This window comes from Streptomyces hydrogenans (assembly GCF_014656075.1).
GTDB lineage: Bacteria > Actinomycetota > Actinomycetes > Streptomycetales > Streptomycetaceae > Streptomyces > Streptomyces hydrogenans.
The window spans coordinates 1-14,549 of sequence record NZ_BNBS01000165.1 but is presented as its reverse complement, the minus strand read 5'-3'; the positions used below and the strand labels follow the sequence as shown (position 1 = coordinate 14,549).

Below are 14,549 nucleotides of genomic sequence, written 5' to 3'. Positions count from 1 at the left end.
GCCCGCGGGCTGCGTCCCGGCGGGCGCGGACCCGCCGGGCTTCCCCGGCACCGGGGTCGCGCCCGCGGAGGGCGAGGCGGAGGCGGAGGGCGAACCGCTGGGCACCGGGGTCCTCCCGTCCCCGCCGGCCGCGTCGGGCCCGCCGGGCCGGTCACCGTGTCCGCCGCCGTACGCGCCCCCACCGCCGTCCGGCTGCCCGGTCCCGCCGCCGTCCGGCTCGGCCGAGGCCCCGGGCTTCCCCCCGCTCGCCCCCGGCGCGGGCCGGGCGCTCTCGTCGCCGACACTCATACAGCCGCTCAGACCGGCGCACGCGGCGACCGCGAGGGCGGCGGCGGCCCATCGAACGCGGGTGGGGAAAGGGCGCACGGAGGCACCTCCAGGACACAGATGGGCGGGGAAGGAACGCGTCCCCCTGCCCAACTCCCCAGGCGCCGCAAGGGACACGGCGCGACGGCCCCCTGTTCGACTTCCCCGCCGCGACACGCGGCCGCGGCGGCCGGCTCAGCCGTAGCCGAGCGCGTGCAGCCGCTCGTCGTCGATGCCGAAGTGGTGGGCGATCTCGTGGACCACGGTGATCTCGGTCTCGGCCACCACGTCCTCCCGGGACTCGCACATGCGCAGCGTCGGCCCCCGGTAGATCGTGATCCGGTCGGGCAGCACCCCGGCGTACCACTCGCCCCGTTCGGTCAGCGGCGTCCCCTCGTAGAGCCCGAGCAGCTCCGGGTCGTCCGGAGAGGGCTCGTCCTCCACGAACACCGCCACGTTGTCCATCAGCCGCGTCAGCTCCGGCGGGATCCGGTCCAGGGCCTCGCCGACAAGCTCTTCGAACTCCTCGCGCGTCATCTCCAGCACGGGCCCATTCTCCCCCTGGTGGAAACCGTTTTGGCGATACCGCCCGCCATCCCATATGCTTCTCACGTCCCCGAGGCGCTGAGAAGCGCCCAGGTGGGGCCGTTAGCCCTCATCGTCTAGTGGCCCAGGACGCCGCCCTTTCAAGGCGGTAGCACGGGTTCGAATCCCGTTGGGGGCACGCACAACCGTGTGCGAGACTAGTGCTCGTACACAAACAAGGCTCTGTGGAGCAGTTGGTTAGCTCGCCACCCTGTCAAGGTGGAGGTCGCGGGTTCAAGTCCCGTCAGAGTCGCCGAAGCTGGAAACAGCTTCGTGGCTGGGTAGCTCAGTTGGTACGAGCGATCGCCTGAAAAGCGATAGGTCGCCGGTTCGACCCCGGCCCCAGCCACAGAAGAAGGGCCCTGTTCTCACGAACGGGGCCCTTCGCCGTTTTCCGAGCCGCGCTTTCGCCTTTTCGGATCCGGGCTTTCGCCACACCGGGCGGCCCTCGCCCCACCGAGCGGTCCTCGCCGTCCCGGACGGCCCTTCCGCCCTGGACTGCCCCTTTGTCCCGGACTGCCCGGCCGGGCGCTCCGTCCCGGCCGGGCCCTCGTCACTCCGGCTGCCGCTCGCGGGCCCGGCCTCGGCTCCGCACCGCCGCCACCAGACCGACCGCCGCCACTACCCCGACCAGCAGCGCCCAGTCCGGCACGGCCCGGCCCCACTCGGCCACCCGCCGCTCCACGGCGAAGGAGTCGTCCACCGACAGCAGCCCCGGCAGCGCCGTCGTCCCGTCGAAGACCAGGAACAGCGTCCCCAGCGCCACGAAGAAGAGGCCCGACGCCAGCGAGGTCGAGTGGACCTCGAAGCGCCCGAGCCGCAGCGGCCGGCCGCGCAGCCAGCGCCGCCGCCCCAGGTCGTACCGCTCCCACAGCAGCGCCAGCACGAACAGCGGCACCGCCATGCCGAGCGCGTACACCGCGAGCAGCAGACCGCCGTACGCCGGGCTGCCGCTCAGCGCCGCCACCGTCAGGACGCTGCCGAGGATCGGGCCCGCGCAGAAGCCGGCCAGGCCGTAGACCAGACCGAGGGCGTAGACCGAGAACGCCGAGGTCGGGCGGATCCGGCCGCTCGCCTCCGACATCCGGCGGGAGGCGAAGCCCAGGCCCAGGACCTGGAGGACGCCGAGACCGATGATCAGCCAGCCGCCCGCGGTCACCAGCAGGTCCCGGTGGCCGTAGAAGAAGCGGCCGGCCAGCGAGCCCGCCGCGCCCAGCGGCACGAGGGTGGTGGCGAGGCCCGCGTAGAGGATCGCGGTCCGCGCCACCAGCTTCGCCCGGTTCTCGATCGAGTACGCGAAGAAGGCCGGCAGCAGCAGGGCGCTGCACGGGCTGAGGAGGGCGAGCAGACCGCCGAGGAAGGCGGCGAAGTAGCCGATCCCGGAGGTCACCGGGAGCCCTTCGCGGACGTACGGGCCCTCGAAGCCGCCGCCTCGATGGCCTCCGTGAAGGTCTCCAGGGGCTGGGCGCCGGCGATCGGGCGGCCGTTGACGAGGAAGGACGGGGTGGAGGAGGCGCCGAGCGCGTACCCCTGCTCCTGGTCCTTCCGCACGGCCTCGCGGGCCGCCGCGCCCTCGCTGTCCTTCCCGAACCGCGCCAGGTCGGGCACGCCGGCCTCGGCCGCGAGGGCGCGCAGCCGCTCCGCGCCGAAGCCCTTCTCCTTGGCCCCGTCCGCGTACGCCGCCTTGTGGAACTGCCAGAAGCGGCCCTGCTGCCCGGCGGCCCAGGAGGCGCGGGCCACCGCCTCGGACTCCTCGCCGAAGATCGGGAAGTTCCGCCACTCGATGCGCAGGGTGCCGTTCTCGACGTACTTCTTCACCAGGGCGGGCTCGGTGTCCCGGGCGAACTGCCCGCAGTAGCCGCACTTGAAGTCGGCGTACTCGATCAGCACGACCGGCGCGTCGGCGCGGCCCAGGGCGAGGCCGTCGGACGCGTCCCGGCGGGCGTACTTCTCCAGCTGCTCGTACACCCCGGCCTCCGGGGCCGCGGAGACCTCCGCGACGGAGGAGGAACCGGAGGCGGAGGGGTCGGCCGGCTTGGTGGCGGTGTAGGAGACGAGACCGAGCAGCGCGGCGGCGACGGCCACGCCCGCGACGATCAGAACGGGACGGGCCTTGGAGGAGGACTGGGGGCTGGACATGGCATGCACTCTAGACACGTGGCCGGAACACTCCGTGAGCAAGGTGTTCAAGCCACCACAATCCGGCCGCAACGCCGCTCGTAAATCGGTTCGCCGCTTCTCGGCCGCAGGTGCGATCCTGGATTCCGTATGTCTACTTCCTTCGCCGCCCTCCAGTCCGTCCTGGCCGGGGTCTCGCTGCGGGACTCCCACCGGCTCGGCCGCCGTCTCGAAGGCGCCCGCCGCATCCGTAAGCCCGAGGCCCGCGAGGCCGTCCTGGACGAGATCGCCGCAGAGGCGGCCAAGGCCAAGGAACGCGTCGACGGGCGTGCCGCCCGCGTGCCCGCCGTCACCTATCCCGAGCAGCTCCCGGTCTCGCAGAAGAAGGACGAGATCCTGGAGGCGATACGCGACCACCAGGTCGTGATCGTCGCCGGTGAGACCGGCTCCGGCAAGACCACCCAGATCCCGAAGATCTGTCTGGAGCTGGGCCGGGGCGTCCGGGGCATGATCGGGCACACCCAGCCCCGCCGGATCGCCGCCCGCACGGTCGCCGAGCGGGTCGCCGAGGAGCTGAGGACCCCCCTCGGCGAGGCCGTCGGCTGGAAGGTCCGCTTCACCGACCAGGTGAACCCCGACGCGACCTTCGTGAAGCTGATGACCGACGGCATCCTGCTCGCCGAGATCCAGACCGACCGCGAGCTGCGCGCCTACGACACGATCATCATCGACGAGGCCCACGAGCGGTCCCTCAACATCGACTTCCTGCTCGGCTACCTGGCCCAGCTGCTCCCGAAGCGCCCCGACCTCAAGGTCGTCATCACCTCCGCGACCATCGACCCCGAGCGCTTCTCCCGCCACTTCGGCGACGCCCCGATCGTCGAGGTCTCCGGACGGACGTACCCGGTCGAGGTCCGCTACCGGCCGCTCCTGGAGGAGGACTCCGAGGAGTCCGACCGGGACCAGATCACCGCGATCTGCGACGCCGTGGACGAGCTCCAGAAGGAGGGGCCCGGCGACGTCCTGGTCTTCCTCTCCGGCGAGCGGGAGATCCGCGACACCGCGGACGCCCTCACCAAGAAGAAGCTCTTCGACACGGAGATCCTGCCGCTGTACGCCCGGCTCTCGCACGCCGAGCAGCACCGCGTCTTCCAGGCGCACTCCGGCCGCCGGATCGTCCTCGCGACCAACGTCGCCGAGACCTCGCTGACCGTCCCCGGCATCAAGTACGTGATCGACCCGGGCACCGCCCGCATCTCGCGCTACTCGCACCGCACCAAGGTCCAGCGGCTCCCGATCGAGGCGATCTCCCAGGCCAGCGCCAACCAGCGCAAGGGCCGCTGCGGCCGTACGAGCGACGGCATCTGCATCCGGCTGTACTCCGAGGACGACTTCCTCACCCGGCCGGAGTTCACCGACGCCGAGATCCTCCGCACCAACCTGGCCTCCGTCATCCTCCAGATGACCGCGGCCGGCCTCGGCGAGATCGAGAAGTTCCCCTTCATCGACCCGCCGGACCACCGCAACATCCGGGACGGCGTCCAGCTCCTCCAGGAACTCGGCGCGATCGACCCGGCGGAGAAGGACCCGAAGCGGCGGCTCACCCAGCTCGGCCGGAAGCTCTCCCAGCTCCCCGTCGACCCCCGGCTCGCCCGCATGGTCCTGGAGGCCGACAAGAACGGCTGCGCCCGCGAGGTCATGGTGATCGCGGCCGCGCTCTCCATCCAGGACCCGCGCGAGCGGCCCTCCGAGAAGCAGGCCCAGGCCGACCAGCAGCACGCCCGCTTCAAGGACGAGACCAGCGACTTCCTCGCCTTCCTCAACCTGTGGCGGTACGTCCGCGAGCAGCAGAAGGAGCGCGGCTCCTCGTCCTTCCGCCGGATGTGCAAGCAGGAGTACCTGAACTTCCTGCGCATCCGCGAGTGGCAGGACATCTACGCCCAGCTGCGCACGGTCGCCAAGCAGATGGGGATACACCTCACCGAGCCCGGGGACGACGAGTCCTTCCCCGAGCAGGCGATCCACGTCTCCCTCCTCTCCGGCCTCCTCAGCCACGTCGGCCTCAAGGACGTGAAGGACTCCAAGGACGGCAAGGACGGCGCCAAGGACGGCCGGCGCGAGGGCACCCGGAACGAGTACCTGGGCGCGCGGAACGCCAAGTTCGCGATCTTCCCCGGATCGGCGCTCTTCAAGAAGCCCCCGCGGATGGTGATGTCCGCCGAGCTGGTGGAGACCTCCCGGCTCTGGGCCCGGGTGAACGCCCGGATCGAGCCCGAGTGGATCGAGCCGCTCGCCCAGCACCTGGTGAAGAAGACGTACAGCGAGCCGCACTGGGAGAAGGACCAGGCGGCCGTCATGGCCTTCGAGAAGGTGACGCTGTACGGCGTCCCGATCGTCGCCGACCGCAAGGTGAACTACGGCCGGATCGACCCCGAGGTCTCCCGCGAGCTGTTCATCCGCAACGCGCTGGTGGAGGGCGACTGGCGCACCCACCACAAGTTCTTCGCCGACAACCGCAAGCTGCTCACCGAGGTCGAGGAGCTGGAGCACCGGGCCCGCCGCCGGGACATCCTCGTCGACGACGAGACGCTCTTCGACTTCTACGACAAGCGGGTCCCCGAACACGTCGTGTCCGGCGCCCACTTCGACTCGTGGTGGAAGCACAAGCGGCACGAGGAACCGGAGTTCCTCGACTTCGAGCGCGAGATGCTCATCAACGAGAAGGCCGGGGCCGTCACCAAGGACGACTACCCGGACTCGTGGCGGCAGGGCGCGCTCAAGTTCCGGGTGACGTACCAGTTCGAGCCGGGCGCGGACGCGGACGGCGTGACCGTGCACGTGCCGCTCCAGGTGCTGAACCAGGTCACGGACGAGGGCTTCGACTGGCAGATCCCGGGCCTGCGCGAGGAGGTCGTCACCGAGCTGATCCGCTCGCTGCCGAAGCCGATCCGCCGCCACTACGTGCCCGCGCCGAACTTCGCCGGCCGTTTCCTGGACGCGGTCGTGCCCGTGCAGGAGCCGCTGACGACGGCGCTGGCGCGCGAGCTCCAGCGGATGGTCGGCGTCCCGCTGACGCCGGAGGACTTCGACTGGACCAAGGTCCCCGAGCACCTCAAGATCACCTTCCGGATCGTCGACGAGCGGCGCCGGAAGCTGGCCGAGGACAAGGACCTGGAGACGCTGCGCCTGAAACTGCGCCCCAAGGCCCGTCAGGCGCTCTCCAAGGCCGCCCAGGCGGCCACGGCGGGCCCGGACGGCTCCGGGCCCTCCCTGGAGCGCACGGGGCTCAGGGAGTGGACGATCGGGACGCTCACCAAGGTCTTCGAGACCAAGCGGGGCGGGCAGCCGGTGAAGGCGTACCCGGCGCTGGTCGACGAGGGCGACAGCGTCGCCGTACGGCTCTTCGACTCGGAGGCCGAGCAGGCGCAGGCGATGTGGCGGGGCACCCGGAAGCTGATCATGCTGAACATCCCGGTGAACCCGGCGAAGTTCGCCTCGGAGAAGCTGACCAACCAGCAGAAGCTGGCCCTGTCGGCCAACCCGCACGGCTCGATCCAGGCGCTCTTCGACGACTGCGCCACCGCCGCCGCCGACCGGCTGATCGCCCGGCACGGCGGCCCCGCGTGGGACGAGGAGTCCTTCCGGAAGCTGTACGACGCGGTCCGCGCCGATCTGGTGGACCTGACCGTCCGCACGGTGGGCCAGGTGCAGCAGGTCCTGGCGGCCTGGCAGGCGTGCGAGCGGCGCCTGAAGGCCACCACGAGCCCCGCGCTGCTGCCGAACCTCCAGGACGTCAGGACGCAGCTCTCCTGGCTCGTGCCGGCCGGTTTCGTGACCCGTACGGGCCTGAAGCGGCTGCCGGACCTGATGCGCTATCTGGTGGCGGTGGACCGGCGGCTCCAGCAGATGCCGACCGGGGCGCAGCGGGACACCACCCGCATGGAGAAGGTCCACGAGATGCTCGACGAGTACGCGTGGCTCCTGGAGCAGCTGCCGAAGGGCCGGCCGGTCCCCGCGGAGGTCACGGACATCCGCTGGATGATCGAGGAGCTGCGGGTGAGCTACTTCGCGCACGCGCTGGGCACGGCCCATCCGGTGTCGGACAAGCGGATCGTGAAGGCCATCGACGCCGCCGTGCCGGGCCCGGCGCGGTAGGCGTTCCACCGGCGGGCCGCCCGCCGGTGGTGAGTTCGACCAGACCGCTGACCTGCTGTACAGTTCTTCTCGCAGCCAAGGAAGACCGGCTGCGAGGGCTCTGTGGAGCAGTTGGTTAGCTCGCCACCCTGTCAAGGTGGAGGTCGCGGGTTCAAGTCCCGTCAGAGTCGCTTCGGTAGAAGGCCCGCATCATCTCGATGCGGGCCTTCTTCGTGTTCCCGCACGCGGGTTCCAGCTCCACCCGAACGGGGGACCTTAGTCCCACGGGCCGGTGACCAACGGCGGGTCGGAGGGCGCTGCCCGGGTGGCAGGCTGTTCAGTGGCAAGCCTTCGGTGGTGTGACGGGAGTCACTTGAAGTCCTTCCGGAACCCCCTCGTTTACACCACTCATACAACGGCTCGATTTAATATGTGCAATTGCACCTACGTCCGACAGGTGACCCGGGGCACAAAAAGACGATCGCGCTGGACCCGGCGGAGTCCAGCGCGATCGGTGACGGTGACCTGTTGGGGCAGGACCGCCGGCAGAGCTGTGGGGCGGGAGACCGGATTGGGGGACCCGGACGCGCCCGGTGTTACGGGGTGTTGCTTGTCTCGCCGAAGCCTCAGGCCTCGCTGCGCTGCTGCGGAATGCCCGCCAGCAGAGCGCGAACCTCGGCCTCGCGGTACCGACGGTGTCCACCCAGGGTGCGGATGGACGTGAGCTTGCCGGCCTTGGCCCAGCGAGTCACCGTCTTCGGGTCCACGCGGAACATCGTGGCGACCTCGGCAGGGGTCAGCAGCGGCTCGGCATCAGGGGTGCGAGCGGTCATGAGCGGCCTCCTCGGGAGAACCGAACCTTCTCGGTTCTTTCCTCTAAATTCTGCACCTTGACCCGCCTTGCCCGAAATGGCAGAAGCGGGTCGAGTCGGTTATAGGACGAACGGCTTGTCCTCGGCACTACAACTACACCATCCGTCCAGCCGCGTCGGCCAAACCGATGGAATTGCCCTCGCAGGTGTTCATCAGCGGCGGAAGTCGACTGACCATGCCATAACGGACAGTCACGCCACTGTGACGATCAGTCACAGGAGCGATCAGGAGTCCTCAGACCCCCCATAGAGTGCAATGCTGAGCGTTCCGCCCAAAGTTGGACGGAAGGAACCCTCCCCGGACTCCTTGTCCTATTTTGGCACGAGGGTGGGCGATCGACGCAAGGGTGCGTTTAGTGCTGTCCGTCACGCTTGAGTCAAAGGCCCGGTTCAGGACCAACGTCCCGCCGGATCCGGACAAGCCGATCCGGCCAGGTGCCATGAAGATCATTTACCCCGGCGGGACATGTCTTGTCCATGCACACCTGACGAAGATGCCCGACCTATGTCAATTCGCGTGGCGCAGGTCCCTGACGGCCCGCCAGCGCTCCGCCAGCCGCTCGTACACCTCGCCCGCCGTCTTGTCGTCCCCCGACCGCAGCGCCGCGAGCCCCTCCGCCACGTCCGCCGCCGACCGGTCCGCCGCCAGCCGCTCCTGGGCCACCGCGTGCACGAGCCCGCCGTAGTCCAGCTCCACCAGCGCCCGCGGATGGAACTCCTCCAGCCAGCGGCCCACCTCGACCAGACCCTGCGTCATCGCCCCCTCGTCCAGGGAGTCCCGCAGCGCGCGCAGCGCCCGCGCGAGCCGCCGCCGCGCCTGCGCCATCGTCGTCCGGTAGCGCAGCACCGGCGCCCGGCCGGCCGCCCGGTCCCCGGGCTCGTACACCCGCTCCTCGTCCCCGAAGAGCGCGAACCAGCGCAGCGGCACCTGCCACACCGCCGTCCGGATCCACGGCCGCGCGTCCGGGTTCCGCTCCAGCCACCGCTCGTGGTCGGCCTCCACCTGGGCCCGCACGACCGGCGGCAGCATCGCGTCGAGGACCGGGGCCGGCAGCCCGTTCTCCGCCACCAGCTCCCGCAGCGCCAGCCAGCCCCGCAGCCGGGTCCGCCACGGGCAGACGACCACCACCCCGTCCAGGTGCGCCACGAACGCCTCGCCGCTCTCGTGCACCGGCACCGGAACCGGCGGCACCGGCACCAGGTCCGCCAGCGAGCGCCGCAGTTCGTCCTGGGCCCCCGGGGTGCCCGGCCTGCGGACGTACCGCGACCAGTGGGTCCGCTCCGGCTCGGGAAACGCGGCCAGAGGCTCGTACACCCGCAGATAGGAGGCGTACGGGACGAGCAGCGGGGAGTCGACCGACATGTCCCGATCCTTCCACGCGGGTACTCCGCGAGGGGGTGATCCGGCCCACTCCGGCCTTTCTACGCCCAGGTAGGACTTAATCTCGTGGCGCAATGTGTCCTCCCCCACCCGCAGGGGGGACACTCCGCCGCTTCGTACTTGGGAGTCACCACCGTGACCGCTGTATCCGACGGCGTCCTGCACACCCTGTTCCACTCGGAGCAGGGCGGACACGAGCAAGTCGTGCTCTGCCAGGACCGTGCCACCGGCCTCAAGGCCGTCATCGCCCTGCACAACACCGCGCTGGGCCCCGCCCTCGGCGGCACCCGCTTCTACCCGTACGCGACCGAGGCGGAGGCCGTCGCGGACGCCCTGAACCTCGCGCGCGGGATGTCGTACAAGAACGCCATGGCCGGGCTCGACCACGGCGGCGGCAAGGCCGTGATCATCGGCGACCCCGAGCAGATCAAGACCGAGGAGCTGCTCCTCGCCTACGGCCGCTTCGTCGCCTCCCTCGGCGGCCGCTACGTGACCGCCTGCGACGTCGGCACCTACGTCGCCGACATGGACGTGGTGGCCCGGACGAACCGCTGGACCACCGGCCGCTCCCCCGAGAACGGCGGCGCCGGCGACTCCTCCGTCCTGACCGCCTTCGGCGTCTTCCAGGGCATGCGCGCCTCCGCCCAGCACCTCTGGGGCGACCCGACGCTGCGCGGCCGGAAGGTCGGCGTCGCCGGCGTCGGCAAGGTCGGCCACTACCTCGTGGAGCACCTGGTCTCCGACGGGGCCGAGGTCGTCATCACCGACGTCCGCGAGGAGTCGGTGCGCCGGATCACCGAGAAGTTCCCGCAGGTGCGGGTCGTCGCGGACACCGAGGCCCTGATCCGCGTCGAGGGGCTGGACGTCTACGCGCCGTGCGCCCTGGGCGGCGCGCTCAGCGAGGAGACGGTGCCCTTCCTCACCGCGAGCGTGGTCTGCGGCGCGGCCAACAACCAGCTCGCCCACCCGGGCATCGAGAAGGACCTCGTGGAGCGCGGGATCCTCTACGCCCCCGACTACGTGGTGAACGCCGGCGGCGTGATCCAGGTCGCCGACGAGCTGCACGGCTTCGACTTCGACCGGTGCAAGGCGAAGGCCACGAAGATCTTCGACACCACCCTGGAGATCTTCGCACGTGCGAAGGCTGACGGCATTCCGCCGGCCGCGGCCTCCGACCGCATCGCCGAGCAGCGGATGGCCGACGCCCGGCGCGGCTGAGCCGCCCGGTCACGGGGAGTGACCGGCCCGCCGTCCGCGAGACTTCGCTCACGCCGGTCGGCGGGTCGACCCCCCAGAAGAGGTTAAAATCGCGATTGACCAGCGAGGAAAGGGCACCTCGATGGTTCTGTACCGGGGTATGTGATGCGCGCGGCGTACCGTAGACCCGAGGAAACAGGTACCGTTGAAGCCCTACGGACCGGTCTCTCCATCGAGAGCCCGTTTCGCATCATGAACGCGTGTCAAGACTCTGGGGCCATCGAGCCCCGTCACCGAGGGGGTCGAGCCATGGGGCGCGGCCGGGCAAAGGCCAAGCAGACCAAGGTCGCCCGCCAGCTGAAGTACAGCAGCGGCGGGACTGACCTGTCGCGTCTGGCCAATGAGCTGGGCGCTTCGACTTCGAGCCAGCCGCCGAATGGCGAGCCGTTCGAGGACGACGACGAGGAAGACGACCCGTACGCGCAGTACGCGGATCTCTACAACACCGACGACGAGGACGAGGACGACGAGTCCGGTCCCCAGTCGTCGCAGCGTCGCGCTTGACCTTCTGAACGCCGAAACTCGGTCCAGGATCTCCCGGACCGAGTTTTCGTGCTGCTCAGGGGCGGTGTGACGGTCCGGAGACCACGAGGAAGGGGCACCCCGCCCGGCGGGGTGCCCCTTCTTTCGTTCGTGCGTCTTTCGACTACTTCGCGTAGTCGCCGACCAGCTCCGCGCCGGAGTCCTTGTCGCCGCGCTCGGTGATCTCGCCGGCGACCCAGGCGTCGAGCCCGCGGTCGGCCAGCGTGGTGAGGGCGGCGTCGACCGACTCGGCGGGGACGACGGCCATCATGCCGACGCCCATGTTGAGGGTCTTCTCCAGCTCCAGGCGCTCCACCTGGCCGGCGGTGCCGACGAGGTCGAAGATCGCGCCCGGGGCCCACGTGGAGCGGTCCACGGTGGCGTGCAGCCCGTCCGGGATGACCCGGGCGAGGTTGGCCGCGAGGCCGCCGCCGGTGATGTGGCTGAAAGCGTGCACCTCGGAGGTCCGGGTGAGCGCCAGGCAGTCCAGCGAGTAGATCCGGGTGGGCTCCAGGAGCTCCTCGCCGAGGGTCCGGCCCAGCTCCTCGACCCGCTGGTCGAGCTTCATGCCGGCGCGGTCGAAGACCACGTGGCGGACGAGCGAGTACCCGTTGGAGTGAAGCCCGGAGGAGGCCATGGCGATGACCGCGTCCCCCGTACGGATGCGATCGGCGCCGAGCAGGCGGTCGTGCTCGACGACGCCCGTGCCCGCGCCGGCCACGTCGAAGTCGTCCGGGCCGAGGAGGCCCGGGTGCTCCGCCGTCTCGCCGCCGACCAGGGCGCAGCCGGCGAGGACACAGCCCTCGGCGATGCCCTTCACGATGGCGGCAACCCGCTCCGGGTGGACCTTGCCCACGCAGATGTAGTCGGTCATGAAGAGCGGCTCGGCGCCGCAGACGACGATGTCGTCCATGACCATCGCGACCAGGTCGTGGCCGATGGTGTCGTACACGCCCATCTGGCGGGCGATGTCGACCTTCGTGCCGACGCCGTCGGTCGCCGAGGCGAGCAGCGGACGCTCGTAGCGCTTGAGGGCGGAGGCGTCGAAGAGGCCGGCGAAGCCGCCGAGGCCGCCGAGGACCTCGGGGCGCTGCGTCTTCTTCACCCACTCCTTCATGAGCTCGACGGCGCGGTCGCCCGCCTCGATGTCGACGCCCGCAGAGGCGTAGCTGGCACCAGTGGTCTGAGACATGGGGTTCAGAGCTTTCGTGTCGTTACTGCGTCACTGCGGGTGCAGCGGGATCTCACGGACGGCGCAGGGCGTCGGCGGCCGCGGTGGCGGCCGGCCCGGCGGCCAGCTCCGTCTCCAGGAGCTGCTTGCCGAGCAGCTCGGGGTCCGGCAGCTCCATCGGGTACTCGCCGTCGAAGCAGGCACGGCAGAGGTTGGGCTTGTCGATGGTGGTCGCCTCGATCATCCCGTCGATGGAGATGTACGAGAGCGAGTCCGCGCCCAGCGACTTGCCGATCTCCTCGATCGACATGCCGTTGGCGATCAGCTCCGCGCGGGTGGCGAAGTCGATGCCGAAGAAGCACGGCCACTTCACCGGCGGGGAGGAGATCCGGATGTGGATCTCGGCGGCGCCGGCCTCGCGGAGCATCCGGACCAGGGCGCGCTGGGTGTTGCCGCGCACGATCGAGTCGTCGACGACGACCAGCCGCTTCCCCTTGATGACTTCCTTGAGGGGGTTCAGCTTGAGGCGGATGCCGAGCTGGCGGATGGTCTGCGAGGGCTGGATGAAGGTGCGCCCGACGTAGGCGTTCTTCACCAGGCCGGCGCCGAAGGGGATGCCAGACGCCTCCGCGTAGCCGATGGCGGCGGGGGTGCCGGACTCGGGCGTCGCTATGACCAGGTCGGCCTCGACGGGGGCCTCCTTGGCGAGGCGGCGGCCCATCTCGACGCGGGAGAGGTACACGTTCCGGCCGGCGATGTCCGTGTCGGGACGGGCCAGGTACACGTACTCGAAGACACAGCCCTTCGGCTTCGCTTCCGCGAAGCGGGAGGTGCGGATGCCGTTCTCGTCGATCGCGATCAGCTCGCCCGGCTCGACCTCGCGGACGAAGCTGGCGCCGCAGATGTCGAGGGCGGCGGACTCCGAGGCGACGACCCAGCCGCGCTCCAGACGACCGAGGACCAGCGGGCGGATGCCCTGCGGGTCGCGGGCCGCGTAGAGCGTGTGCTCGTCCATGAAGACGAGGGAGAAGGCGCCCCGGACCTCGGGGAGGACCTTCGCGGCCGCCTGCTCGATGGTGAGCGGCTTGCCGTCCTCGTCCGCCTGGCCCGCGAGGAGCGCGGTGACCAGGTCGGTGTCGTTGGTGGCGGCGACCTGGGTGGCGCGGCCGTCCTTCTTGGGAAGGTCGGCGACCATCTCGGCCAGCTGCGCCGTGTTCACCAGGTTGCCGTTGTGGCCGAGCGCCAGGGACCCGTGGGCGGTGGCCCGGAAGGTCGGCTGGGCGTTCTCCCACACGGAGGCCCCGGTGGTCGAGTAGCGGGCGTGACCGACCGCGATATGACCTTGGAGGGAGCCGAGAGAGGTCTCGTCGAAGACCTGGGACACGAGGCCCATGTCCTTGAAGACGAGGATCTGGGAGCCGTTGCTGACCGCGATTCCCGCGGATTCCTGACCCCGATGCTGGAGGGCGTAGAGCCCGAAGTACGTGAGCTTTGCGACCTCTTCACCCGGAGCCCAGACACCGAAGACGCCACAAGCGTCCTGGGGGCCCTTCTCTCCGGGAAGCAGGTCGTGATTGAGTCGACCGTCACCACGTGGCACGTCTTCGAGTCTAGGGGACCTCGACCACTGGTCCGAATTGGGGAATGCGGCCCACACGGCCCTCGTACGATCCCACCAGAAGATCGTCGCGAACTTGGAGGGGCCTACAAGGCAGGCGCCGGAAGGGTTCCCGCCGGCCGGCCGCTCCGACCGAAGCCCCGTACCACCCCCCTCCGCCGGCCCGCGATGTGACGCAGAACGCACGCACCGGGGATGTCGGCGGCGTTTCGATCACGCGAACTACGCGCGTCGACCCGACCTTCCGGCGTTGACGCCCCCGCCCTCCTCGGCGAGGCTCCTGACCCATGCAGCCCCCGCGTGACCGCTCGGTCACCCTCGTCCAGCGCCGACACGTGGACCTCGTCCGTGTCACGAGCGCCGGCTGTCGCCGCGCCTGAACGCGCGCCCCTTCTTCCCCCTCCGTCCCGCCCCGTCCGCGGCGCCGTCCCCCGCCCGCCGGGCACGGAGGCACACCCGTACGCCCCCCTGGAGATCCGCCATGTCCTCGCCCCTGTCCCGCCGCGCCTTCGGCGGTGCCGCCGCCGGTGCCGCGGCGGTGGCCGCCGTCGGCGCCGCCGCCCCCGCCCACGCGGCGCCCGCCCC

General features: G+C 70.5%; 11 protein-coding genes, 4 tRNA genes and 1 pseudogene. 8 read left to right on the top strand and 8 right to left on the bottom strand.

Annotation, left to right across the window (positions count from 1 at the left end):
* Positions 1-366, bottom strand: a pseudogene (locus IE321_RS42530) (hypothetical protein); the annotation flags it as partial.
* 135 nt (positions 367-501) lie between these two features.
* On the bottom strand, positions 502-852 hold the full coding sequence (locus tag IE321_RS37600) for a metallopeptidase family protein (protein WP_043224744.1): 351 nt from the start codon (positions 850-852) through the stop codon (positions 502-504).
* A gap of 105 nt (positions 853-957) precedes the next feature.
* Here IE321_RS37600 and IE321_RS37595 point away from each other — a divergent pair.
* The 3 genes from IE321_RS37595 (at position 958) to IE321_RS37585 (ending at position 1,240) form a co-directional block, all read left to right on the top strand.
* Positions 958-1,030, top strand: a tRNA-Glu gene (locus IE321_RS37595).
* Between the two features lie 40 nt (positions 1,031-1,070).
* Positions 1,071-1,144, top strand: a tRNA-Asp gene (locus IE321_RS37590).
* Positions 1,145-1,166: 22 nt separating this feature from the next.
* Positions 1,167-1,240, top strand: a tRNA-Phe gene (locus tag IE321_RS37585).
* 204 nt (positions 1,241-1,444) lie between these two features.
* On the opposite strand, the gene IE321_RS37580 is transcribed toward IE321_RS37585, so the two are convergent.
* Together IE321_RS37580 and IE321_RS37575 are read right to left on the bottom strand one after the other, a co-directional pair.
* Positions 1,445-2,281, bottom strand: a complete 837-nt coding sequence (locus IE321_RS37580; protein WP_043224745.1) for a cytochrome c biogenesis CcdA family protein — start codon at positions 2,279-2,281, stop codon at positions 1,445-1,447.
* Entirely contained in the window at positions 2,278-3,030 is a 753-nt protein-coding gene (locus IE321_RS37575; RefSeq protein ID WP_051842177.1) for a DsbA family protein, read from the bottom strand. Before IE321_RS37575 ends, IE321_RS37580 begins: the two co-directional genes overlap by 4 nt.
* 129 nt (positions 3,031-3,159) lie before the next feature.
* Between IE321_RS37575 and hrpA the strand changes: the two genes are divergently transcribed.
* Positions 3,160-7,164: an ATP-dependent RNA helicase HrpA gene (hrpA, locus tag IE321_RS37570; RefSeq protein ID WP_190226207.1), complete on the top strand. Its 4,005-nt coding sequence runs from the start codon at positions 3,160-3,162 to the stop codon at positions 7,162-7,164.
* A 96-nt stretch (positions 7,165-7,260) separates the two neighbouring features.
* A tRNA-Asp gene (locus IE321_RS37565) sits at positions 7,261-7,334 on the top strand.
* A 435-nt stretch (positions 7,335-7,769) separates the two neighbouring features.
* Here IE321_RS37565 and bldC read toward each other — a convergent pair.
* Together bldC and IE321_RS37555 are read right to left on the bottom strand one after the other, a co-directional pair.
* On the bottom strand, positions 7,770-7,976 hold the full coding sequence (gene bldC, locus IE321_RS37560; RefSeq protein ID WP_003949541.1) for a developmental transcriptional regulator BldC: 207 nt from the start codon (positions 7,974-7,976) through the stop codon (positions 7,770-7,772).
* 547 nt (positions 7,977-8,523) lie between these two features.
* On the bottom strand, positions 8,524-9,378 hold the full coding sequence (locus tag IE321_RS37555; RefSeq protein ID WP_043224748.1) for a DUF8083 family protein: 855 nt from the start codon (positions 9,376-9,378) through the stop codon (positions 8,524-8,526).
* A 153-nt stretch (positions 9,379-9,531) separates the two neighbouring features.
* Here IE321_RS37555 and IE321_RS37550 point away from each other — a divergent pair, with 153 nt between their 5' ends.
* Positions 9,532-10,614 (top strand): Leu/Phe/Val dehydrogenase, encoded by a 1,083-nt coding sequence (locus IE321_RS37550; RefSeq protein WP_226652053.1) that lies wholly within the window; start codon positions 9,532-9,534, stop codon positions 10,612-10,614.
* A 288-nt stretch (positions 10,615-10,902) separates the two neighbouring features.
* Entirely contained in the window at positions 10,903-11,157 is a 255-nt protein-coding gene (locus IE321_RS37545) for a DUF3073 domain-containing protein (protein WP_043224752.1), read from the top strand.
* Between the two features lie 142 nt (positions 11,158-11,299).
* On the opposite strand, the gene purM is transcribed toward IE321_RS37545, so the two are convergent.
* Positions 11,300-12,367 carry a phosphoribosylformylglycinamidine cyclo-ligase gene (purM, locus tag IE321_RS37540; protein WP_043224753.1) on the bottom strand — a complete coding sequence of 356 codons (1,068 nt, stop codon included), beginning with the start codon at positions 12,365-12,367 and terminating at the stop codon, positions 11,300-11,302.
* 52 nt (positions 12,368-12,419) lie between these two features.
* On the bottom strand, positions 12,420-13,946 hold the full coding sequence (gene purF / locus IE321_RS37535) for an amidophosphoribosyltransferase (protein WP_043224754.1): 1,527 nt from the start codon (positions 13,944-13,946) through the stop codon (positions 12,420-12,422).
* Between the two features lie 305 nt (positions 13,947-14,251).
* Here purF and IE321_RS43280 point away from each other — a divergent pair, with 305 nt between their 5' ends.
* Positions 14,252-14,344 (top strand): putative leader peptide, encoded by a 93-nt coding sequence (locus tag IE321_RS43280; protein ID WP_350811053.1) that lies wholly within the window; start codon positions 14,252-14,254, stop codon positions 14,342-14,344.
* Positions 14,345-14,549 lie beyond the last annotated feature (205 nt).

Coding starts and splice junctions, on each gene's coding strand:
- purM (WP_043224753.1), bottom strand. CDS start 12,367: ATGTCTCAGACCACTGGTGCCAGCTACGCCTCTGCGGGCGTCGACATC.
- IE321_RS37555 (WP_043224748.1), bottom strand. CDS start 9,378: ATGTCGGTCGACTCCCCGCTGCTCGTCCCGTACGCCTCCTATCTGCGG.
- IE321_RS37575 (WP_051842177.1), bottom strand. CDS start 3,030: ATGTCCAGCCCCCAGTCCTCCTCCAAGGCCCGTCCCGTTCTGATCGTC.
- hrpA (WP_190226207.1), top strand. CDS start 3,160: ATGTCTACTTCCTTCGCCGCCCTCCAGTCCGTCCTGGCCGGGGTCTCG.
- IE321_RS37545 (WP_043224752.1), top strand. CDS start 10,903: ATGGGGCGCGGCCGGGCAAAGGCCAAGCAGACCAAGGTCGCCCGCCAG.
- IE321_RS43280 (WP_350811053.1), top strand. CDS start 14,252: ATGCAGCCCCCGCGTGACCGCTCGGTCACCCTCGTCCAGCGCCGACAC.
- bldC (WP_003949541.1), bottom strand. CDS start 7,976: ATGACCGCTCGCACCCCTGATGCCGAGCCGCTGCTGACCCCTGCCGAG.